Raw genomic sequence first — 20304 nt, forward strand, 5'->3', positions numbered from 1 at the left:
TCCGATCGGATGGATTGGGGACAGTCTGCCCGTCAGCGGCGGGCGCGTCGAAGGCTTTCGGGCGCGTCGATACCGAGTGTCTCACCGCGGAAGAACGCCGGACGCTTGATGGCCTGCCAGATCATGATCACGATGCCGAGACCGATGATCAGCACGCCGAGCACGAAGACGCTGCCGAGGCCGAACCACTCGGTGCCGCTGCCGTACGCCGGGTCGAGGCTCTCGACGAGGGTGATCACGAACAGGGCGACGAGGATGACGCCGCCCACCAGAGGGAACAGCAGGGTGAAGAAGAAGGTGCGCGCCGAGTCGAACCACTGCCTGCGGAAGTACCAGACGCACGCGAACGCGGTGATGCCGTAGTAGAAGCAGATCATCATGCCGAGCGTCGTGATCGTGTCCCACAGCACGTTCTCGTTGATGAACCGCATCACGGCGTAGAACACCGACGCGACGACGGCGGAGACGATGGTGGCGTAGCCGGGCGTGAAGAAGCGCGGCGAAACCTTCGCGAACGCCGGCGGCAGCGCCCCGTAGTGCCCCATGGCGAGAAGCGTTCGCGCGGGGCCAACGAACGTCGACTGCAGCGACGACGCCGAGCTCGTGAGCACGGCCAGCGACACCAGGAACGCCAGCGGCCCCAGGATCGGGCCCGACAGGTAGAAGAAGACGTTCGCCTGGATGTCGGGGTTCCCGAGCCCGAGGCCCTCCTCTCCCGTTCCCGCGAACGCCAGCAGCGCCACCGAGATCAGCAGGTACAGCGTGACGATGGTGACCACGGTGACGGTGGCCGCGCGGCCCGGGGTCTTCTCGGGGTTGCGGGTCTCCTCGTTCATGGTGAGGGTGACGTCCCATCCCCAGAAGATGAAGATCGACAGCGACAGGCCCGCGACGATCGCGAGCGGCGGCGTCACGACGAGCGGGTTGAACCAGGATGCCTCGACGGGACTGGCGTCGAAGGCGGTGCCGTTCGCGACGTGCACGAACGCCGCGATCGAGAAGACCACCAGCACCAGCACCTGGAAGCTCACGAGCACGTACTGCAGCTTCTGCGTGGTCTGCATGTCGCGGTACGAGATGTACGTCGCGCCGAGCATGAACAGCAGACAGACCGCGACATTGATGAACGGGTTGAAGGCGAGCTCGGCGATGGTCCCCGGACTGCCCGCGAGCTGGTCGATGAGGAGGAAGAGGAACTCCACGGCGATGCCGGCGAGATTCGACAGCACGAGGATCGTGGCTGCGACGAGCCCCCATCCCGCCATCCAGCCCACCCACGGCCCGAAGGCGCGCGCCGCCCACGTGAACGACGTGCCCGAGTCGGGCATCGAGCGGTTGAGCTCGCGGTAGCCGAATGCGACGAGCAGCATCGGGATGAAGCCGAGCAGGATGATCGCCGGCACCTGGAACCCGACCTCCGACACGGTCGGGCCGAGCGCCGCCGTGAGGGTGTAGGCGGGCGCGATGCACGAGATGCCGATGACGACGGCGCCGATGAGACCGACCGTTCCGGCGCTCAGCCCCTTCTTCGACAGTCCGCCCGTGAGCGGCGCGGATGCCTCGGCGAGAGGCATCCGCGATTCCTGGCCAGCGCTCATCGCTGTGCTCCGTTCTTGCTCTCATGGCGGGTGCGGGGCACGACCACCATCGGTACGGTCAGCTCGTGCAGCATCTTCGCCGCGGTCGAGCCGAGGAACAGCCGACGAGGCTGCGCGAGACGGCTGGAGCCCACGACCGCGAGCTCGCGGGGGTCCCACGAGAGGTCGGCGACGGCGTCCTCGATGCTGTCGCCGAGCGCCACCACGGAGTCGGCGTGGATCCCCTCGGGTAGCGCGGCCCGCACGTGGACGTAGACCTCGTCGGCGTGCTGCGCGGCCGACTCGTTGCCCGCGAGGCCCGCCGGGAGGTCGAGCGCCACCAGCGACACCAGACGCAGCTCGGCGCCGGTCGCCTTGGCCAGCGCGATGCTCTCGTCCAGCAGCACGTCGGCGCCTGGGCGCAGCCCGATGGCGGCGGTGATGCGGCTGACGCCGCCGGCGGGGTCTATGAGGCGCGTCCCCTCGGGGGCGAGTGCGACCGGGACGTCGGCGGAGTGCAGGAGCTCACTGGCGACGGTGCCCAGGCGGTGCCGACCCCGCAGCCCGCCGTTGGCCGCGCCGACGACGATGAGCGAGGCGCCGGACTCGTGGGCGCACTCCAGCAGCCCCTCGGCGAAGGACTCCGCACGCCGGACGTGCGACTCGTGCGCGACCCCGTCGATGACGCGGTTCGAGGCGTCGGCCAGCCAGCCCTCGGCCTGCTCCTGGATGTAGCGGTCGTACGAGGCGTTGGGGGGCGTGATGACGCTCCGCTCCTCACTGGGGAGCACGACGACGAGGTCCAGGACCGCGCCCGTCGCCTTGGCCAGGCGCATGCCGAGCGAGAGCGCGTCGGCGCCGGCATCCGTCGCGGTGTAGCCGACGACGATCCGCGCGCTCATCGGCGGGCCGCCTCGACGATGCTGCCGGCGACGAGGCGACCCATGCGGATCGCGCCGTCGACGTGCTGGTAGCCGGCGCCGGCCATGTCGCTGCACGCGAAGTGGATGGGCCCGACCGGCGTGCGCAGGTCTGCGCCGTAACGGGCGAGGCCGCCGAGGTCGAAGCTGGCGGCGTAGGCGCCGCGGGTCCACTCCTCGGCGCCCCAGTCGCTCTCGAAGTACACGAGCGGCGTCTTCGCCTCGGGGCCGTAGTAGTGCGACAGCGACTCGAGGATGCGCTCCCTGCGCTCCTCGGCCGGCACGCGGAAGAGGTCGTCGGCGTTGCGGTCCGACACGAAGCCGACGAGGGTGCCGCGCTCGTCGCCGTGGTTGGTGTTGTCGTAGGCCTCGTGCGAGATCTCGTACGGGCTGAACGCGGTGCCGGACAGGCCCTGATCGCGCCAGAAGGGGCGGTCGTAGACGGCATGGACCTTGATGACGAAGCCCATCGAGATGTGCTGGTGCATCTGCTGCTTCAGGCGCGGCAGGGCCGGCTGGAACTCGATCCACGGATAGAGGATCGGGGCGTGCGCGAGCACCACGAAGCGGGCGCGCACCTGGAGCCCCTGATCGGTGACCACGCGCACGCTCTCGTCGGACCAGTGCACCTCGTTGACGGGCTGGCCGAGCAGGACGTCGTCGCCCAGCCGCTCCGCCAGCAGCAGCGGAACCTGCTGGAGGCCGCCCACGACGCGCTCGTCGAGGATGAAGTCGGCGTCCACGAGGTGCGAGAAGCTGCCGGCGCTGGCGGCCATGAGCAGGGCCTGCAGGGTCGAGAACGCATAGGCGGGCTTGGTCAGCATCGCGCCGGCGATGAAGAGCGCGATGTTGTCGCGCGCCTCGGCGTCGTCGGTCTGGGCTTCGAGCCACGCCTCGAACGAGACGCGGTCCAGTTCCTCGGCGTCGGGGTGCTCCCACGGCTTGTCGGGATCGATCTCGGCGACCATGCCGTCGAGCAGCTCGATGAGGCGGACGATCTCCTTCTCGGTCTCGGGCGCTACCGGGAAGATCTCGCCGGTGAAGCGCTTGAGCTCGCCGTCCCGGCCGATGTAGACCGAGTCCCCCTCGCGGTAGCGACTGTAGGTCTCCAGCCCCAGCTCGGCGAGGGTCTCCTTCAGCGCGTCCTGATCGGGCGAGACCCATTGGCCGCCGATCTCGAGCATGGCCCCGTCGACGACGTCGGTCCACAGGCGCCCGCCCACGCGGTCGCGCGCCTCGAGCACGACGACCGAGAGGCCCGCCTTCTTCAGCTCGTTGGCGGCGGTCAGGCCGGCGGCTCCGGCGCCGACGATGACGACATCGCGGCTCAACTCGGTCATTCGGACTCCTTCGTCGAGTTCTCTTCGTCAGGTCTGCGCGCCGTGGAGCGCAGGACACGGATGCCGCGGATCACGCAGCCGCGAGTGCGGCGGCGACGACGTCCAGGCCCTCGTGGAGCAGGTCGTCGGTGATCGACAGCGGCGGCAGGAAGCGGATGACGTTCCCGTACGTGCCGCAGGTGAGCACGATGACGCCCTGTGCGATGCAGGCCTTCGCGACCGCGGCGGTGAGCGCGGCATCCGGCTCTCCGGTCGCGGGATCCACGAACTCGGCGGCGATCATCGCGCCGTGCCCGCGCACGTCTCCCACGCGCGGGTCGGCGGCCTGCAGCCCGCGCAGCCGTTCGGTGAGGACGGCCTCGATCTCGCGGGCGCGCTCGAGCATCCCGTCGTTCTCGAAGACGTCGATGGCGGCCAGGGCCGCGGCGCACGCGATCGGGTTCCCGCCGTAGGTTCCGCCGAGGCCGCCGGCGTGCGACGCGTCCATGATCTCGGCACGGCCGGTGACCGCAGCCAGCGGCAGGCCGCCCGCGATGCCCTTGGCGGTGGTGATGAGGTCGGGGACGATGCCGAACACCTCGCTGGCGAACATGCGGCCGGTGCGAGCGAAGCCGGTCTGGATCTCGTCGGCGATGAAGACGACGCCGTTGGCGCGGCACCAGTCGACGATGGCGGGGAGGAACCCGTCCGCCGGAACGATGAAGCCGCCCTCGCCCTGGATGGGCTCGATGATCACCGCGGCGAGGTTGTCGGCGCCGACCTGCTTCTCGATGAGCGAGATGGCCTTCTTCGCCGCCTCGGCACCGCTCAGTCCGTCGCGGTACGGGTACGACAGCGGTGCGCGGTAGATCTCCGAGGCGAAGGGACCGAAGCCGTGCTTGTACGGCATCGACTTCGCCGTCAGCGCCATCGTGAGGTTGGTGCGGCCGTGATAGCCGTGGTCGAACGCCACGACAGCGGGCTTGCCGGTGTACTTGCGGGCGATCTTGACCGCGTTCTCCACCGCCTCGGCGCCCGAGTTGAACAGCGCGCTCTTCTTGGCGTGGTCGCCGGGGGTCATCCGGTTGAGCGCCTCGGCGACCGACACATACGAGTCGTACGGCGCGATCATGAAGCACGTGTGGGTGAACTGCGCGACCTGCTCCTGAACGGCCTTCACGACCTTCGGATGCGCGTTGCCGATGGTGGTGACGGCGATGCCCGAGCCCAGGTCGATGAGCGAGTTGCCGTCGGCGTCGACGATGACGCCCCCGCCGGCAGCCACGGCGTGCACCGGTGCGGTGTGGCCGACACCGGCTGCCACGGCGCCCGCCTTGCGGTCGAGCAGCTCCTGCGACCGGGGACCCGGGATGCTCGTGACGAGGCGTCGCCGCTGAGGCAGGGTGGGACCGCCGAGGGGCGTTTCGGTGAGGGTGTCGGCTGCGCTGCTCATGGAGGGGAGCGTATGTCGGCCGTTTCCGACGCCGCACCTTCCCGGCCGTACATTCTCGATGGACCGCTGTACGAAACGTACACTCGGAGCATCATGGACGCCGACGCCCCCACGCTGCGCGCACTGCTCGCACGCAGAGATCTGCAGCTGTCACTGGCGATCGACGACGTCGATCCGGCGGCCCTGGACCGAGCGATCCGATGGGTGCACAGCTCGGATCTCGCCGACCCGACACCGTTCCTCTCCGAGGGGCTCGTGCTGCTCACGACCGGGACCCAGTTCCCCCACGGCGACGACGGCGGCGCGGACGCGGCCGAGGTGTACCGCGCGTACGTGCGCCGCCTCTCGGCGCGGGGCGTGGTAGGTCTCGGCTTCGGCACCGAGGTCGTGCGCGCCGGCATCCCACCGGCGCTCGTCGACGCGTGCACGGATGAGCGGATGCCCCTGTTCGAGGTCCCCTACCGCACGCCGTTCATCGCCGTGGCGCGGGCGAACGCCGAGGCGATCGCGGCCGAGGCGTATGCCCGGCGCAGCTGGGCGCTGGCCGCTCAGCGGGCGATCGCGCTCGCCGCGCTCCGGCCGGACGGCCTCGGGGCGACGGTGGCGGAGCTCGCCAAGCAGCTCGACACCTGGGTGGGCATGTTCGACGCGGCCGGAGAGCTGTCGCGCGAGCACCCGGCCGGGAGTCTCGGCCACGACACGGCGGCCGCGCTGCAACGCGAGGTGACGGGCGTGCTCCACCGCGGGGCGCGCGCGGGATCGTCCCTGCACATCGGCCAGACCCCGTTCACGCTCCAGACGCTCGGGCGCGGCGGGCACCTCCGCGGCGTGATCGCGATCGCCGCGGGGGACCTCGACCAGGAGGGACGCGTCGTCGTGACAGCCGTCATCGCGATGGCCGGCCTGGCCCTCGAGCAGCAGCAGGGCCTGGCGCGGGCGCGCTCGGCGCTGCGCGCGGGGCTCGCGCAGTCGCTCATGACCGGCGACCCCGGCCTCGCCCGGCGGACGTCGCGCGAGCTGTGGGGGCCGCTGCCGTCCGCGCCGGTCATGGTCGGACTGACGGATGCCTCCGCCCTGCGCGTCGACGGCATCGCCGAGCTGCTCGAGCTGTGGGCGGAGGAGCGGCGCGGCGCGCTGTTCTTCGGCCGCGGCGACGACGGCATCGTGCTCGTGGTCCCGTCGGACGACCGCTCGGCCGCCGACGAGCTCGCCGACCGCTTCGACGTGCGGGTGGGACTCTCGGACCCGACCGGCTACGACGGGTTCGCCGCGGCGGTGGGCCAGGCACGGGTCGCGCGGGATCGCGGTCTCGCCCCGGTGACGGCGTTCGCCGACGTGTCGGGCGCGGGCGTCCTGTCCGCCCTCGGGGATGAGGCGCGAGCCCTCGCACGGGCCGAGCTCGCTCCCCTCGTGGATCACGACGCGGCGCAGGGCACGCGACTCCTCGAGACGCTGCGGGTGTGGCTCGACGAAGACTGCTCGCACGAGGCATCCGGTCGATCCCTCGGCGTGCATCGCCACACCGTGCGCACCCGCCTGGCGCTCATCGAACGGGTCCTCGGGCGCGATCTGACGTCGTTCGCGACGCGCGCGGAGCTGTGGGCCGCGCTGCGCGCGCTGGAGGACTGAGCGCTCGCACCATGCGGCGGTCGCGCGCCGTACACCGGATACGGGTGGACGCCGCGAATCGGACGGATCGACGACCCCTCGGCGCCGGCGTGCGCGGACGGCGGCGGTAGCCTGTGCGCGTGCCGCCGACCCGAGACCTCGATGACATCCGCAACGGCGACGTGTCGTGGTGGTGGCGCAGCGCCGGCGGGACTCCTGCCCCGCGACCGCCGCTGAACGGCGACCTGCAGGCCGACGTGGCGATCGTCGGCGCGGGCTACACCGGCCTGTGGACCGCCTACTACCTCAAGCGCGCCCAGCCCGACCTGCGGGTGGTCGTGCTCGAGCAGCGCTTCGCCGGATTCGGGGCGTCCGGCCGCAACGGCGGCTGGCTCACGAACACCGTCACGGGCGGCCGCGACGCGTTCGCGGCCTCGCGCGGGCGCGACGCGGCCATCGCGCAGCAGCGGGCGCTCAACCAGACCGTCGACGAGGTCATCGGCGTCGCGCAGCGCGAGGGCATCGAGGCCGACATCGCGAAGGGCGGCGAGCTGAACGTCGCCCGCTCCGCCGCGCAGCTCGCCCGCCTGCGGGCCGCCGTCGCGCACGACCGCTCGTGGCCCCACACCGACATCGAGGAGTGGGATGCCGCGGCCACGGCATCCCGTCTCCGCATCGACGGCGCGCTCGGGGCCGCCTGGCATCCGCACTGCGCCCGCGTGCACCCCGTGAAGCTGGCCGCCGGGCTCGCCGAGGCCGTCGAGCGCCTGGGCGTGACCGTCTTCGAGGACACGCGCGTGACCGAGATCACGCCGGGCCGCGCGGTGACCGACCGCGGCACGGTGCGGGCGGCGCACGTCCTGCGTGCGACCGAGGGGTTCACGCCCGACCTGCGAGGGCACCATCGCGCGGTGCTCCCGATGAACTCGTCGATGATCGTGACCGATCCGATCCCCGCTGCGGTGTGGGAGCGGATCGGCTGGGAGGGCCGTGAGACGCTCGGCGACTTCGCCCACGTCTACATGTACGCGCAGCGCACCGCCGACGACCGCATCGCGTTCGGCGGCAGAGGCGTCCCGTACCGCTACGGCTCGCGCGTCGACGCGGACGGGCGCACCCAGGAGCGCACGATCCGCTCGCTCACCCGGCTGCTGCGGCGGTTCTTCCCGGATGCCGCGGACGTGCCGATCGCGCACGCCTGGGCGGGCGTGCTCGGCGTCCCGCGGGACTGGACGGCCTCCCTCGCGCATGACCCGGCGACCGGCCTGGGCTGGGCGGGCGGCTATGTCGGCACCGGCGTGACGGCGACGAACCTCGCCGGCCGCACGCTGGCCGACCTCGTGCTCGCGCGCGACACCGAGCTCACCCGGCTGCCGTGGGTCGGGCACCATGCCCGGCGCTGGGAGGTCGAGCCGCTGCGGTGGGTCGCGGTGCACGGGATCTACACGGCGTACCGGGTGGCGGACCGGGTCGAGGACGCGCGGTCGTCGCCGCGCACCGCATGGCCGGCTCACGTCGCCGGCTGGGTCGCCGGCCGGCACTGACGATCAGCGCGGCGCGTGCGCCTCGAGGAACTCGTAGACGTCGGTCGTGTCGACCCCGGGGAACGCCCCCGTCGGCAGGGTGGCCAGGAGGGTTCTCGGTGTCCGCACGTTCGGCCACGACTGTTCGCGCCAGGCCGCCTCGAGGTCGGCAGGGGCCCGGCGGCAGCAGACCTCGACGGAGTGCTTCGACACCCCGCGGTTCGTCGTGTCGCGGCCGAGGAACCACCGGGTGTCGTCGAACCGCACACCCACCGACACCGAGTGGGCGCCCTCGCTCGACAGCTCCACGCGGGCGGTGCACCAGTACGTCCCGTTGCCCGTGTCGGTGTACTGGTAGTACGGGTTGAAGTGGTCGTCGACGTCGAAGACGACTCGCGACGTCCACTTGCGGCAGCACATCTGGCCCTCGATCGCGCCGAGGCGGTCCGTGGGGAAGTTGACGTCGTCGTTCTCGTACGCCTTGGTGATGGTGCCCGACTCATGCACCTTGAGGAAGTGCACCGGGATGCCGAGGTGCACGGTCGCCAGGTTCGTGAAGCGGTGCGCAGCCGTCTCGTACGAGACCGAGTACGCGTCGCGGAGGTCCTCGATCGAGATCGCGCGGTCCTTCTTGGCCTCCTGCAAGAACGGCACGACGTGGGCCTCGGGGATGAGCAGCGCCCCGGTGAGGTAGTTCGTCTCGACGCGCTGACGGAGGAACTCCGCGTACGACGTCGGCTCGCGGTGGCCGAGGATGCGGCTCGACAGCGCCTGCAGCAGTGCGGTGCGGGGGTCGCCCTTGGCCGTGACCCGGCTGGAGAGGTAAAGGCGGCCGTTCTTGATGTCGGCGACCGAGCGCGTCGTCTGCGGCAGGTCGGGCACGTAGTGGAGGGTGAAGCCGAGGTGGGCGGCGATGTCGGATGCCGTGCGCTGCGTCAGCGGACCCCCCGGGTGGTCGACGGCATCGAGGAGCCGGCGCGCCTCGATCTCCAGCTCGGGGAAGTAGTTGTTCTGCGTGCGCATCAGCCGCCGCAGCGCCACGTTCGCCCGCCGGGCCTCCTCCGGCGTCGCGGCCCGCTCGTCGCGGAGACGCTCGATCTCGCCCTGCAGGGCCAGCATCGCCTTCAGCGCCTCGGTCGGCACCGCCTTGCCGATCCGGAAAGGCGGGATCCCCAGCGCCTGGAACGTCTGGCCGCGCATGGCGCGTTCGAGGGAGATCTCGAGCGTGGCGCGCTCGTCCAGCGGCTCCGACTCGAGGATCGCCTCGATCGACGAGCCCAGCGCGCGGGCGATCGCCTGCAACAGCGTCAGCTTCGGCTCGCGGCGCCCGTTCTCGATCATCGACAGCTGGCTCGGCGCGCGGTCCACGGCCGCGGCGAGCTCCTCCAGCGTCATGCCGCGGTCGGTGCGCAGCTGCCGGATGCGGCGGCCGATGGTGAGCGGGTCCACCCCGCCATCGTCGGGGACTTCTGCGGCGGCATCCCTGGTCAGCGTCGTCGTCATGGGCCGATTCTGTCACGAAAACAGAAATAGACGAAAACTTCACAGCCTGATTCGTCAGGTAGTTCCCCGAACTTCACCGCAGAGTGGTCTCACGACATACCGCCGATCGGCCCAGAACGCAGATCAGGGGCAACCGCGAATCCGGCCCACACGCCGGATCGGGGCATCCCACTCTCCACGCACTGCTCACAGGAAGACAGGGACCATGACACCTGCAACCGCCACCCCGATGCGTACGCGCACCGGACCGATCCCCACCCAGACGCACGAGCCCTCGATCGAGATCGCCGGGCGCCTCGGCCCCCGCTACGACGAGATCCTGACCCCCGCGGCTCTGGCGTTCCTCACCGAACTGCACCACCGCTTCGGCGCCCGCCGGCACGACCGGCTCGCCGACCGCATGCGCCGCCGGTTCGAGATCGGCAACGGCCACGACCCGCAGTTCCGCGACGAGACCCGGCACATCCGCGAGGACTCGCAGTGGAAGGTCGCCGGCGCGGGCCCCGGGCTCGAGGACCGCCGCGTCGAGATCACCGGCCCGACCGACCCCAAGATGACCATCAATGCGCTGAACTCGGGCGCGACGGTGTGGCTCGCCGACCAGGAGGACGCCACCAGCCCGACGTGGAAGAACGTGATCGAGGGGCAGCTGAGCCTGCGCGACGCGATCCGCGGCGAGCTCTCGTTCACCAGCCCGGAGGGCAAGCGGTACGAGGTGACCGCGACCGAGACCCCGACGATCGTGATGCGACCGCGCGGGTGGCACCTGCCCGAGCAGCACCTCCGCTTCACCGACCGCGCCGGCCGCACGATGGCGGCATCCGGCTCGCTCGTCGATTTCGGGCTGTACTTCTTCCACAACGCGAAGCAGCTCATCGCGAACGGCCGAGGCCCGTACTTCTACATCGCCAAGCTCGAATCGAGCGAGGAGGCGAAGCTCTGGGACGACGTCTTCACCTTCAGCGAGCGCTACATCGGCATCCCCCACGGCACCATCCGCGCGACGGTGCTCATCGAGACGCTCCCTGCTGCATTCGAGATGGAGGAGATCCTCTTCGAGCTGCGCGACCACTGCGCGGGCCTGAACGCCGGCCGCTGGGACTACATCTTCTCGATCATCAAGAACTACCGCGGCCGCGGCGCGCGCTTCGTGCTGCCGGACCGCAGCGAGGTCACGATGACGGTGCCGTTCATGCGGGCCTACACCGAGCTGCTCGTGCAGACGTGCCACAAGCGCGGCGCCTTCGCGATCGGCGGCATGAGCGCCTTCATCCCGAACCGCCGTGATCCCGAGGTGACCGAGCGCGCGTTCGAGAAGGTCGCCGCTGACAAGAAGCGCGAGGCCGGTGACGGCTTCGACGGCACGTGGGTGGCGCACCCCGACCTCATCCCGGTGGCGCGCGCCGAGTTCGACGCGGTGCTGGGCGACCGGCCCAACCAGCTCGACCGTCAGCGCCCCGAGGTGGAGGTGCGGGCCGCCGACCTGATCGACGTCCACATCGGCCGCCCGATCACGAGCGCCGGCGTGCACGGCAACGTCTCGGTGGCCATCCGCTACATCGAGGCGTGGCTGCGGGGCCTGGGCGCCGTCGCGATCGACAACCTCATGGAGGATGCGGCCACTGCCGAGATCTCGCGCTCGCAGGTGTGGCAGTGGATCCATCAGGACCGCACGACCGAGGACGGCACCCCGATCACCCGCGAGCACGTCGAGGGCCTGATCGCACAGGTGCTCGGCGAGGTGGACCGCCGCGACGGAGACCGCTTCGACGACGCGGCCGAGATCTTCCGTGACGTCGCCCTCGGCCGGGACTTCCCGGCGTTCCTGACGCTGCCCGCGTACTCGCGCTTCCTCGTCGAGACCGAGTGACGCGGCATCCGTCCCCGCGACACCCACACCACCACCCAAGGAACTGACATGACCGCGTACCAAGACGACATCGAAGCCATCCAGGCGCTCAAGGAGCAGCACGGCTCCGGCTGGGAGGCCATCAACCCCGAGCATGTGGCCCGCATGCGGGCGCAGAACCGCTTCCGGACGGGCCTTGCGATCGCCCAGTACACCGCCGACATCATGCGCCGCGACATGGCCGATTACGACGCCAACTCGTCGGTCTACACCCAGTCGCTCGGCGTCTGGCACGGCTTCATCGGGCAGCAGAAGCTCATCTCGATCAAGAAGCACCTGAAGAGCACGAACAAGCGCTACCTGTACCTGTCCGGCTGGATGGTCGCCGCGCTGCGCTCGGAGTTCGGTCCCCTGCCCGACCAGTCGATGCACGAGAAGACGGCGGTGCCGGCCCTCATCGAGGAGCTCTACACGTTCCTGCGTCAGGCCGACGCCCGCGAGCTGGACCTGCTCTTCACGCAGCTCGACGAGGCGCGCCGCGCGGGTGACGAGACCGCGGTCGAGTTCATCCAGTCCCAGATCGACAACCACGAGACCCACGTGGTGCCGATCATCGCCGACATCGACGCGGGCTTCGGCAATCCCGAGGCCACCTACCTGCTCGCCAAGAAGATGATCGAGGCGGGCGCCTGCGCCATCCAGATCGAGAACCAGGTCTCGGACGAGAAGCAGTGCGGCCACCAGGACGGCAAGGTCACCGTCCCCCACGAGGACTTCCTCGCGAAGATCAACGCCGTCCGCTACGCGTTCCTCGAGCTCGGCATCGACAACGGCATCATCGTCGCCCGCACCGACTCGCTCGGCGCCGGGCTCACGCAGAAGCTCGCCGTCTCGAGCCGGCCCGGCGACCTCGGCGACCGGTACAACGCGTTCCTCGACGTCGAGGAGATCTCGGAGGCGGAGCTGAGCGACGGCGACGTCATCATCCGGCGGGAGGGAAGGCTGCTGCGGCCGAAGCGCCTGGCAAGCAACCTGTACCAGTTCCGCCCCGGCACGGGCGAGGACCGCGTCGTCCTGGACTGCATCACGTCGCTGCAGAACGGCGCGGACCTGCTGTGGATCGAGACCGAGAAGCCGCACGTCGAGCAGATCGCCGGCATGGTCGACCGCATCCGCGAGGTCGTCCCCGACGCGAAGCTCGTCTACAACAACAGCCCGTCGTTCAACTGGACCCTCAACTTCCGTCAGCAGGCGTACGACCTGCTCGCGGAGCGGGGCGAGGACATGTCGGCGTACGACCGCGGCGACCTGATGAGCGTCGAGTACGACGACACCGAGCTGGCGCGACTGGCCGACGAGAAGATCCGAACGTTCCAGCGCGACGGGTCGACGCGCGCCGGCATCTTCCACCACCTCATCACCCTCCCGACGTACCACACGGCGGCGCTGTCGACCGACAGCCTGGCCAAGGGGTACTTCGGCGACGAGGGCATGCTCGCCTACGTGAAGGGCGTCCAGCGCCGCGAGATCCGCGAGGGCATCGCGACCGTGAAGCACCAGAACATGGCCGGAAGCGACATCGGCGACAACCACAAGGAGTACTTCGCCGGCGACGCGGCCCTCAAGGCCGGCGGCAAGGACAACACGATGAACCAGTTCGGCTGAACGGCAGACGGATGCCCCGGACCGCCCGGTCCGGGGCATCCGTCGTCGCTCCGCGGCATCCGTCACGGATCCGGAATACGGAGAACCGAAGCGTTTCCGGATCGATGCGCCGCCAGCTCTCCGGAAACGCTGCGAAAGTCCGAATTCCGGATCCGCGAAGTGGAGCAGGAGCCGACGAGGACGCCGGCGGAAGCCCGTTCGCGGTGAGCCGGCCCAGCCTGCGTCAGGAGAGCAGGCCGCGCTCCATGGCAAGGGTCACGGCGCGCGTGCGGTCGGCGACTCCCAGCTTCTCGAACACCTTGAGCAGGTGCGTCTTGACCGTCGACTCGCCGATCCCGAGGGCGACCGCCACCTGCTTGTTGCTGTGACCGGTGGCGACCAGCCGCAGCACGTCGAGCTCACGGGCGGTGAGTACGGCGCCGGGCTCGGGGCGGCGCATCCGCTCGACGAGCCGCACCGCGACCTGCGGCGACAGGGCCGACTGCCCGGCGGCGACCGAGCGGATGCCGGCGACGATCTCCGCCTGCGGCGCCGCCTTCAGCAGGTAGCCCGATGCCCCCGCCTCGATCGCGGCGAGGATCTGGTCGTCGGACTCGTAGGTCGTGAGGATCAGCACGCGCGGCGGCGGAGTGCCCGCCTCTCCGCCGACGAGCCGCGCGGTCGCCGTGACGCCGTCCACCCGCGGCATGCGCAGGTCCATCAGCACGACGTCCGGGTGCGTCGCGGCCGCCAGGCGGACCGCCTCGTCTCCGTCGGATGCCTCCGCCACGACGTCGAAGCCGGGCTCGTCCGACAGCAGACCGGCCAGGCCCGCGCGCACGACGGGATGGTCGTCGGCGATGAGGAGGCGGATCACGGCGCCTCCCCCGCCCGGCGTGCGTCCGCGGACGCCACAGGGGGCTGCCCCGGCGAGATCGGCAGCCGTACGCGCACGGTCGTGCCGGCGCCCGGCGCGGAGTCCACCTCGAACGTGCCGCCCGCCAGAGCCACGCGTTCCGCCATTCCCGCGAGGCCGAATCCGCCGCCGGTGCCCGCAGGGTCGAAGCCGCTGCCGTCGTCCACGATCTCGAGCAGTGCGCCCTCCTCCGACTCCCGCACCGCGACCGAGACGTGCGTGGCGCGCGCGTGCCGTGCGACGTTCGAGAGCCCCTCCTGCACGCAGCGCAGCAGCACGACCTGCCGGTCGCGGTCGAGCGCCTCGGCGACGTCGTCGACCTCGATGTCGATCGCGGCGCCGTCGTGCGCGCGGAACCGCTCCGCGAGACGCTCGACGGCAGCGCCGAACGCGGGCTCGTCGGGCACGGCGGCCGTGCGGGCGACGAGCGCGCGTGCCTCGCCGAGTGCGTCGCGCGCGACCTGCTCGACGGTCGCGATCGTCGCGGCCGCGGCATCCGCCTGCCCCTCTCGAGACTGCCGCCCTGCGCGCTCCGCGAAGATCACGAGCCCCGCGAGGGTCTGAGCGAGCGTGTCGTGGATGTCACGGGCGAGCCGCTCCCGCTCCTCCGACGCACCACGCTCGTGGCTCAGCGCCCGCACCTCGGCCTGCGCCGCCGTCAGCTCGTCGAGCAGTCGCGCCCGCTCCTCGCCGTACTCCGCGATACCCGAGATCCACAGGCCGAACGCGGTCGCGAAGGCGAACGAGAACCCGGCGGTCGTCAGTCCCGCGACGATCGCGCCCACGGTGAAGCCGCCGCCGATCGCGTAGCCGAGCATCACAGCCGCGGCGATCACAGCCGACCCGATGACGCCGCGGCGGCGGGTGTCGCCGAGCACCCACGCCAGCGGGTACGCGAGCACCTGGAGGGTCGCGAGGAACGCGGTCGCCGCGGTTCCGACGGTGAGGATGACAGCGATCGTCATCATGAACGCGACGAACCGCACCGTCGACGCGGCGCCGATCGCGGGGCGCGCGATCACGAAGTACGCCAGCGCGAACGCGGCGATGGCCACGAACGCGATCGCCCGTTCGGCCGCGCCCCCCGGCCCCAGGCCGAAGGCGATGGCCATCGCGATCGACGCCGATCCGGCGACGACCGCGATGTCCCACCACCGCTTCTGCAGCATCCGTCCTCCTGTCCCTGAGTGAGGCTACGCGTTGCGGCGGATCCACCGGAAGGTGACGAGGGAGAGCACGAGCCCCACCACGAGCCAGATCCCCAGCGCCGCGGCGACGCCGCCCAGATTCCACTCGCCGCCCTGCTCGAGCGCCGCGAAGGCATCGGGGAGGAAGACCGCCCGCATGCCCTGCGCCATCCATTTCAGCGGGAAGAGCGACGCGATGTTCTGCAGCCACTCCGGCAGCTGCCAGAACATGAGGTACACGCCGGAGATGAACTGCAGGACGAGTCCGACCGGGATCACGACCGCGGTCGCGCTCTTGGCCGTGCGAGGCACGCTCGACAACGCGATGCCGAGGAGAGCCGACGTGGCGATGCCGAGCACGAACACCCATGCGAACGTGAGCCACTGCGCCGGCTCGGTGGGCAGCGGCACGCCCAGCAGGATGCCGGCGACCGCGAGCAGCAGCACCGTCTGCAGGACGCCGGTGACCAGGACCTGCGCGATCTTGCCCAGGAAGTAGCTCACCGGGGAGAGGGGGGACCCTCCCAGCCGCTTGAGCGTGCCGTCCGAGCGCTCCAGGGCGATGTCGATCGCGAGGTTCTGGAACCCCGACAGCAGAAGCCCTGCCGCCATCATGCCGGGCAGGTACAGCTGCGCCATCGGCAGCGCCGGCACGCCCGGCGCGATCTGCACGTCGCCGTCCCCGCCGAAGGCGACGCTGAAGAGTCCCAGCATGAAGACCGGGAACAGGAACGTGAAGAAGAGCGTGTCGCCGGAGCGGAAGTACTGCCTCAGCTCGAACTGCGCCCGCCACAGGCCGGTCGGGACGATCCCCGGCACCCGTATCGCCGTCGTGCTCATCGCACCGTCTCCTTCATGTCCGCCGCCGCGACGCCGGATGCGCTCGCGACCAGTTCCAGATAGATGTCCTCGAGGCTCGGGCGGACGATCTCGAGCTGCTCCGGCTCGTGCCCCAGCCTCTCGGTGAGCTCGCCGACGAAGCGCAGCGGCGCGGTCGCGCGCTGCTCCCGCCGGACGCCCTGCTCGTGCCACCGGACGAGCGGCACGCGGGCCTGCGGTCCGCCGAACGTGTCGACCTGCCCCACCGCCTGCAGCCGGCCGTCCGCGATGACGGCCACCCGATCGGCGAGCTGAGCCGCCTCATCGAGGTAGTGGGTCGTGAGCAGGATCGTGGTGCCGTCCGCCTTGAGCCCGCGAATCAGCTCCCAGAACTCCCGGCGGGCCTCCGGATCGAAGCCGGTCGTCGGCTCGTCGAGGAAGAGCAGCTCGGGCCGGCCGATGATCCCCATCGCGACGTCGACCCGGCGCTGCTGGCCACCCGACAGCTTCGAGGTCCGCATCTTCGCCTGGGCCGTGAGGCCGACGGCGGAGATGACCTCGTCGACGTCTCGCGCGTCGGGGTAGAAGCCCGCGAACTGCCGCAGCTGCTCGCGGACGGTGAGCAGACCGCTCTGGCCGCACACCTGCAGCACGATCCCCAGACGCGCCTTCCACTCGAGTCCGCCGTGCTCGGGGTCGACGCCGAGCACGCTCACCGTGCCGCCGCTGCGCCGGCGGTACCCTTCGAGGATCTCGACGGTCGTCGACTTGCCGGCGCCGTTCGGGCCGAGCAGGGCGAAGGTCTCGCCCTGCTCGATGTCGAAGCTCACGTCGTCGACGACCGCGCGGCCGTCATACGTCTTCTGCAGGTTCCGCACCTGCACCGCTGGAGTTCTCATGTCTTCAGCCTCGCGGCGCCGAGCCGCCTCGCCCAGCCGTCATCCGCAGGAGGAGGCATCCCCCATTCGGTGGATGCCCGCGTCCACCGGGTCGGGGTGCGGAGCGAGGCGCGGGCCGCGAACCGCCCCGCGAACGGGCAGTCGGCGTGTCAGATGCTGCGCGGGCGTGCGGGCGCGGTGGGCGCCACGAGGGCGTCGGCGGCGGCATCCGCTCGCTCTTCGGCGCGAAGCATGCGCTGACCGCGGATGCCGCCGGCCAGCGCCCACGCGAGCAGCCAGACGCCCGACGCCACCGTGCCGATCGCTGAGACCCGCAGGCCGGTGTCGAGGTCGAGCAGCACCGCCAGCGCGACGAGCGACATGACGCCGCCGACGATGGCGCCGGTCGCGCCGATCATGGTGAGGACGCAGCCGCGCGCGAGCCACCAGGCGATCCCCCCGGCGATCACGAGCACGATGGCGAGCACGACCGCACCCCAGATCCACGCGTCCACGAGGCACAGGCTATCCCGGCCGGGGGAGCCGCGGAAAGGGCTCGCCGGGCGGCGGCGGCGAGACCCGCCGTCGCCGGCGCCGCTCCCCCACCGGTCGCAGGCCGCCCGTGAGGAAGCAGCGGCTGAACCGCCGCGCCGCTCGGACTACGCTCGAAGCGTGACCGAACGCGCACCGCTCTCCCGCAAGCTCTCCGCCATCGCCGAGTCCGCGACCCTCAAGGTCGACGCCAAGGCCAAGGCGCTGCAGGCCGCCGGCCGCCCCGTCATCTCGTACGCGGCGGGCGAGCCCGACTTCGCGACGCCCGGATACATCGTGGATGCCGCCGCCGAGGCGCTGCGCGATCCCGCCAACTTCCGCTACACACCGGCGGCCGGCCTGCCGGTGCTGCGCGAGGCCATCGCCGCCAAGACGCTGCACGACTCGGGCCTGGACGTCGACCCGTCGCGGATCATCGTCACCAACGGCGGCAAGCAGGCCGTGTACCAGGCCTTCCAGACGGTCCTCAACCCGGGCGACGAGGTCCTGCTCCCCGCCCCGTACTGGACCACTTACCCCGAGGCGATCGCCCTGGCCGACGGCGTCCCGGTCGAGGTCTTCGCCGGGGCCGATCAGGAGTACAAGGTCACCGTCGAGCAGCTCGAGGCGGCACGCACCGAGCGCACGACGGCCCTCGTCTTCGTCTCTCCCTCCAACCCCACCGGCGCGGTGTACACCGCCGAGGAGACCACCGCGATCGGCGAATGGGCGGTCGAGCACGGCATCTGGATCATCTCCGACGAGATCTACCAGAACCTCGTCTACGAGGGCACCCGTGCGATCTCGATCGTCGAGGCGGTTCCGGATGCCGCGGCCCAGACGATCCTCGTCAACGGCGTGGCCAAGACCTACGCCATGACCGGCTGGCGCCTGGGCTGGATGGTCGGACCCGCGGACGCCATCAAGATCGCCGGCAACCTGCAGTCGCACCTGTGCTCGAACGTCAACAACATCGCGCAGCGCGCGGCGCTGGCCGCCCTCACCGGCCCGCAGGGAGAGGTCGAGCAGATGCGCCTGGCCTTCGACCGCCGCCGCCGCACCATCGTGTCGGAGCTGTCGAAGATCGACGGCGTGACCGTGCCCAACCCGCTGGGCGCGTTCTACGCCTACCCCGACGTCCGCGGCCTCCTCGGCCGCGAGTGGGCGGGCAAGACCCCGACGACGTCGCTCGAGCTCGCCGACCTCATCCTCGAAGAGGCCGAGGTCGCGGTCGTCCCCGGCGAGGCCTTCGGCCCGTCCGGCTACCTGCGCCTCTCGTACGCCCTCGGCGACGAGGCCCTGCTCGAGGGTATCCAGCGCCTGCAGCGCCTCTTCGCGTCCTAGCGACACAGCTCGTTCGGGGCGCGTCCCGCTCGTTCGGGGCGCGTCGCGCGCGCCCCGAACGGGTGCCGCGCGCCCCAAACCCGGGATGGGGGGTGTCAGAGCTCGACGTTGACCAGCACGGGCTCGGGCTGGAGGAGGAGCCCGAACTCGGACTGCACGCGGCCTTGGATGAAGCGGGCGAGCTCGGCCAGCTCGGCGGCGGTCGCGCTGCCGCGGTTGGTCAGCGCGAGGGCGTGCTTGGTCGACAGTCCCGCGCGCGAGCGGGGCAGCTTGAAGCCCTTGCGGACTCCGGCCTGCTCGATGAGCCATCCGGCGCTCACCTTCACGTCGGACTCGACGGTCGTGGGCGCGGGCACGTGGCCGTCGAAGGTCGCGAGCGGGATGACCAGGACCGGATCGAGGTCTGGGTGCACGGGCCAGCGCGGGCACGCGTCGGGAAGCGTCCGGGCGAACGAGGCCGACACCACGGCGTTCTGGAAGAACGAGCCGGCGCTGTACGTGTCGGGGTCGTCGGCGTCGAGCACCATGCCCTTGCTGCGACGGGTCTCGAGGATCCGGTCGCGCACCCACGCGAGCGTCACCTCGTCGTCGGGGCCGACACGCAGCGCCGTGCGCAGCTGGTCGCCGGCGATGCGACGGGCGTCGGGGCCGATCTCGGGCAGGTCGAGGGTGACCGACAGGATCACGGCACGACGCTCGGGCACCGAGCCGTAGTGGTGCTTGAGCACGGACGTCCGGAACCCGAGGCCGAGCTCGGCGGCCGGCACCGTGGAGACCTCGCCGGTCGACTCGTCGAGCAGTTCGACCTCGCTGAGCGTCTGGACGATCTCCTGCCCGTAGGCGCCGATGTTCTGCACCGGCGCCGCGCCGACGGTGCCGGGGATCCCCGACATCGCCTCCAGACCGCCGAGGCCGGCGTCCACGGCGTACGCGACGAGGTCGTCCCAGTCGTGTCCTGCCTGCACCCTCAGGCGCACCCGGCCCGGCAGAGGCGACGGCATCCGCTCGATGCCCTTCGTGAGCACGCGCACGACGGTGCCGTCGAACGGCTCGTCGCCGACGAACAGGTTCGATCCGCCGCCGAGCACGAGCCATTCGTCGCCGGACGCCCACACGTCGCGGAGGGCGTCGACGAGCTCGTCACGAGTCGTCGCCTCGATCATGCGGGCGGGCAGACCGCCGGTGCGGAGTGTCGTGAGCCGCGACAGCGGCACGGGGATGACCTCGGGCATG

At 71.1% G+C, this 20304-nt stretch carries 16 protein-coding genes; 5 read left to right on the forward strand and 11 right to left on the reverse strand.

Going from position 1 to position 20304, the window contains the following annotated elements; translation table 11 throughout:
- Nucleotides 1-32 precede the first annotated feature (32 nt).
- From ACWGUG_RS10440 to gabT, 4 genes are all read right to left on the reverse strand, one after another.
- Nucleotides 33-1574, reverse strand: coding sequence for an APC family permease (locus tag ACWGUG_RS10440; protein ID WP_452324624.1), 1542 nt, complete (start codon nucleotides 1572-1574; stop codon nucleotides 33-35).
- A 20-nt stretch (nucleotides 1575-1594) separates the two neighbouring features.
- The gene (locus tag ACWGUG_RS10445; protein ID WP_378883385.1) at nucleotides 1595-2479 is read right to left on the reverse strand and encodes a universal stress protein; all 885 of its coding nucleotides are present in this window, start codon (nucleotides 2477-2479) and stop codon (nucleotides 1595-1597) included.
- Nucleotides 2476-3837 carry a flavin monoamine oxidase family protein gene (locus ACWGUG_RS10450; protein ID WP_336394854.1) on the reverse strand — a complete coding sequence of 454 codons (1362 nt, stop codon included), beginning with the start codon at nucleotides 3835-3837 and terminating at the stop codon, nucleotides 2476-2478. The genes ACWGUG_RS10445 and ACWGUG_RS10450 overlap by 4 nt, the downstream gene beginning before the upstream one ends.
- A 70-nt stretch (nucleotides 3838-3907) precedes the next feature.
- Nucleotides 3908-5269 carry a 4-aminobutyrate--2-oxoglutarate transaminase gene (gene gabT / locus ACWGUG_RS10455; protein ID WP_452324625.1) on the reverse strand — a complete coding sequence of 454 codons (1362 nt, stop codon included), beginning with the start codon at nucleotides 5267-5269 and terminating at the stop codon, nucleotides 3908-3910.
- A gap of 93 nt (nucleotides 5270-5362) precedes the next feature.
- Here gabT and ACWGUG_RS10460 point away from each other — a divergent pair, with 93 nt between their 5' ends.
- The gene (locus tag ACWGUG_RS10460) at nucleotides 5363-6898 is read left to right on the forward strand and encodes a PucR family transcriptional regulator (protein ID WP_452324626.1); all 1536 of its coding nucleotides are present in this window, start codon (nucleotides 5363-5365) and stop codon (nucleotides 6896-6898) included.
- A 119-nt stretch (nucleotides 6899-7017) separates the two neighbouring features.
- Nucleotides 7018-8421, forward strand: a complete 1404-nt coding sequence (locus ACWGUG_RS10465; protein WP_452324627.1) for an NAD(P)/FAD-dependent oxidoreductase — start codon at nucleotides 7018-7020, stop codon at nucleotides 8419-8421.
- Nucleotides 8422-8424: 3 nt separating this feature from the next.
- Here ACWGUG_RS10465 and ACWGUG_RS10470 read toward each other — a convergent pair whose 3' ends face one another.
- The gene (locus tag ACWGUG_RS10470; RefSeq protein WP_378883397.1) at nucleotides 8425-9903 is read right to left on the reverse strand and encodes a helix-turn-helix domain-containing protein; all 1479 of its coding nucleotides are present in this window, start codon (nucleotides 9901-9903) and stop codon (nucleotides 8425-8427) included.
- 205 nt (nucleotides 9904-10108) lie between these two features.
- On the opposite strand from ACWGUG_RS10470, the gene aceB reads away from it, so the two are divergent.
- Complete coding sequence (gene aceB, locus ACWGUG_RS10475; RefSeq protein ID WP_452324628.1) at nucleotides 10109-11773, forward strand: malate synthase A; 1665 nt, start codon at nucleotides 10109-10111, stop codon at nucleotides 11771-11773.
- A 48-nt stretch (nucleotides 11774-11821) separates the two neighbouring features.
- Entirely contained in the window at nucleotides 11822-13417 is a 1596-nt protein-coding gene (locus ACWGUG_RS10480) for an isocitrate lyase (protein ID WP_452324629.1), read from the forward strand.
- A 223-nt stretch (nucleotides 13418-13640) separates the two neighbouring features.
- Here ACWGUG_RS10480 and ACWGUG_RS10485 read toward each other — a convergent pair whose 3' ends face one another.
- The 5 genes from ACWGUG_RS10485 to ACWGUG_RS10505 form a co-directional block, all read right to left on the reverse strand.
- Entirely contained in the window at nucleotides 13641-14273 is a 633-nt protein-coding gene (locus ACWGUG_RS10485; protein ID WP_336394849.1) for a response regulator transcription factor, read from the reverse strand.
- Nucleotides 14270-15481 (reverse strand): sensor histidine kinase, encoded by a 1212-nt coding sequence (locus ACWGUG_RS10490; protein ID WP_452324630.1) that lies wholly within the window; start codon nucleotides 15479-15481, stop codon nucleotides 14270-14272. The genes ACWGUG_RS10485 and ACWGUG_RS10490 overlap by 4 nt, the downstream gene beginning before the upstream one ends.
- A gap of 24 nt (nucleotides 15482-15505) precedes the next feature.
- Nucleotides 15506-16339, reverse strand: coding sequence for an ABC transporter permease (locus ACWGUG_RS10495; RefSeq protein WP_336394847.1), 834 nt, complete (start codon nucleotides 16337-16339; stop codon nucleotides 15506-15508).
- Nucleotides 16336-17217 carry an ABC transporter ATP-binding protein gene (locus tag ACWGUG_RS10500; RefSeq protein WP_452324631.1) on the reverse strand — a complete coding sequence of 294 codons (882 nt, stop codon included), beginning with the start codon at nucleotides 17215-17217 and terminating at the stop codon, nucleotides 16336-16338. Before ACWGUG_RS10500 ends, ACWGUG_RS10495 begins: the two co-directional genes overlap by 4 nt.
- Before the next feature lie 149 nt (nucleotides 17218-17366).
- Complete coding sequence (locus ACWGUG_RS10505) at nucleotides 17367-17711, reverse strand: hypothetical protein (RefSeq protein ID WP_336394845.1); 345 nt, start codon at nucleotides 17709-17711, stop codon at nucleotides 17367-17369.
- 157 nt (nucleotides 17712-17868) lie between these two features.
- Between ACWGUG_RS10505 and ACWGUG_RS10510 the strand changes: the two genes are divergently transcribed.
- Entirely contained in the window at nucleotides 17869-19071 is a 1203-nt protein-coding gene (locus ACWGUG_RS10510; protein ID WP_336394844.1) for a pyridoxal phosphate-dependent aminotransferase, read from the forward strand.
- Nucleotides 19072-19166: 95 nt separating this feature from the next.
- Here ACWGUG_RS10510 and ACWGUG_RS10515 read toward each other — a convergent pair whose 3' ends face one another.
- Nucleotides 19167-20303: a UDP-N-acetylmuramate dehydrogenase gene (locus tag ACWGUG_RS10515; protein WP_378883409.1), complete on the reverse strand. Its 1137-nt coding sequence runs from the start codon at nucleotides 20301-20303 to the stop codon at nucleotides 19167-19169.
- Between the last annotated feature and the right edge of the window lies 1 nt (nucleotide 20304).

This window comes from Microbacterium sp. NPDC055455, assembly GCF_053619935.1.

What these genes read in the sequence shown, in the direction of transcription:
- ACWGUG_RS10440 (WP_452324624.1), bottom strand. Translation starts at nt 1,574, where the DNA reads ATGCCTCTCGCCGAGGCATCCGCGCCGCTCACGGGCGGACTGTCGAAG.
- ACWGUG_RS10445 (WP_378883385.1), bottom strand. Translation starts at nt 2,479, where the DNA reads ATGAGCGCGCGGATCGTCGTCGGCTACACCGCGACGGATGCCGGCGCC.
- ACWGUG_RS10450 (WP_336394854.1), bottom strand. Translation starts at nt 3,837, where the DNA reads ATGACCGAGTTGAGCCGCGATGTCGTCATCGTCGGCGCCGGAGCCGCC.
- gabT (WP_452324625.1), bottom strand. Translation starts at nt 5,269, where the DNA reads ATGAGCAGCGCAGCCGACACCCTCACCGAAACGCCCCTCGGCGGTCCC.
- ACWGUG_RS10460 (WP_452324626.1), top strand. Translation starts at nt 5,363, where the DNA reads ATGGACGCCGACGCCCCCACGCTGCGCGCACTGCTCGCACGCAGAGAT.
- ACWGUG_RS10470 (WP_378883397.1), bottom strand. Translation starts at nt 9,903, where the DNA reads ATGACGACGACGCTGACCAGGGATGCCGCCGCAGAAGTCCCCGACGAT.
- aceB (WP_452324628.1), top strand. Translation starts at nt 10,109, where the DNA reads ATGACACCTGCAACCGCCACCCCGATGCGTACGCGCACCGGACCGATC.
- ACWGUG_RS10480 (WP_452324629.1), top strand. Translation starts at nt 11,822, where the DNA reads ATGACCGCGTACCAAGACGACATCGAAGCCATCCAGGCGCTCAAGGAG.
- ACWGUG_RS10490 (WP_452324630.1), bottom strand. Translation starts at nt 15,481, where the DNA reads ATGCTGCAGAAGCGGTGGTGGGACATCGCGGTCGTCGCCGGATCGGCG.
- ACWGUG_RS10495 (WP_336394847.1), bottom strand. Translation starts at nt 16,339, where the DNA reads ATGAGCACGACGGCGATACGGGTGCCGGGGATCGTCCCGACCGGCCTG.
- ACWGUG_RS10500 (WP_452324631.1), bottom strand. Translation starts at nt 17,217, where the DNA reads ATGAGAACTCCAGCGGTGCAGGTGCGGAACCTGCAGAAGACGTATGAC.
- ACWGUG_RS10515 (WP_378883409.1), bottom strand. Translation starts at nt 20,303, where the DNA reads ATGCCCGAGGTCATCCCCGTGCCGCTGTCGCGGCTCACGACACTCCGC.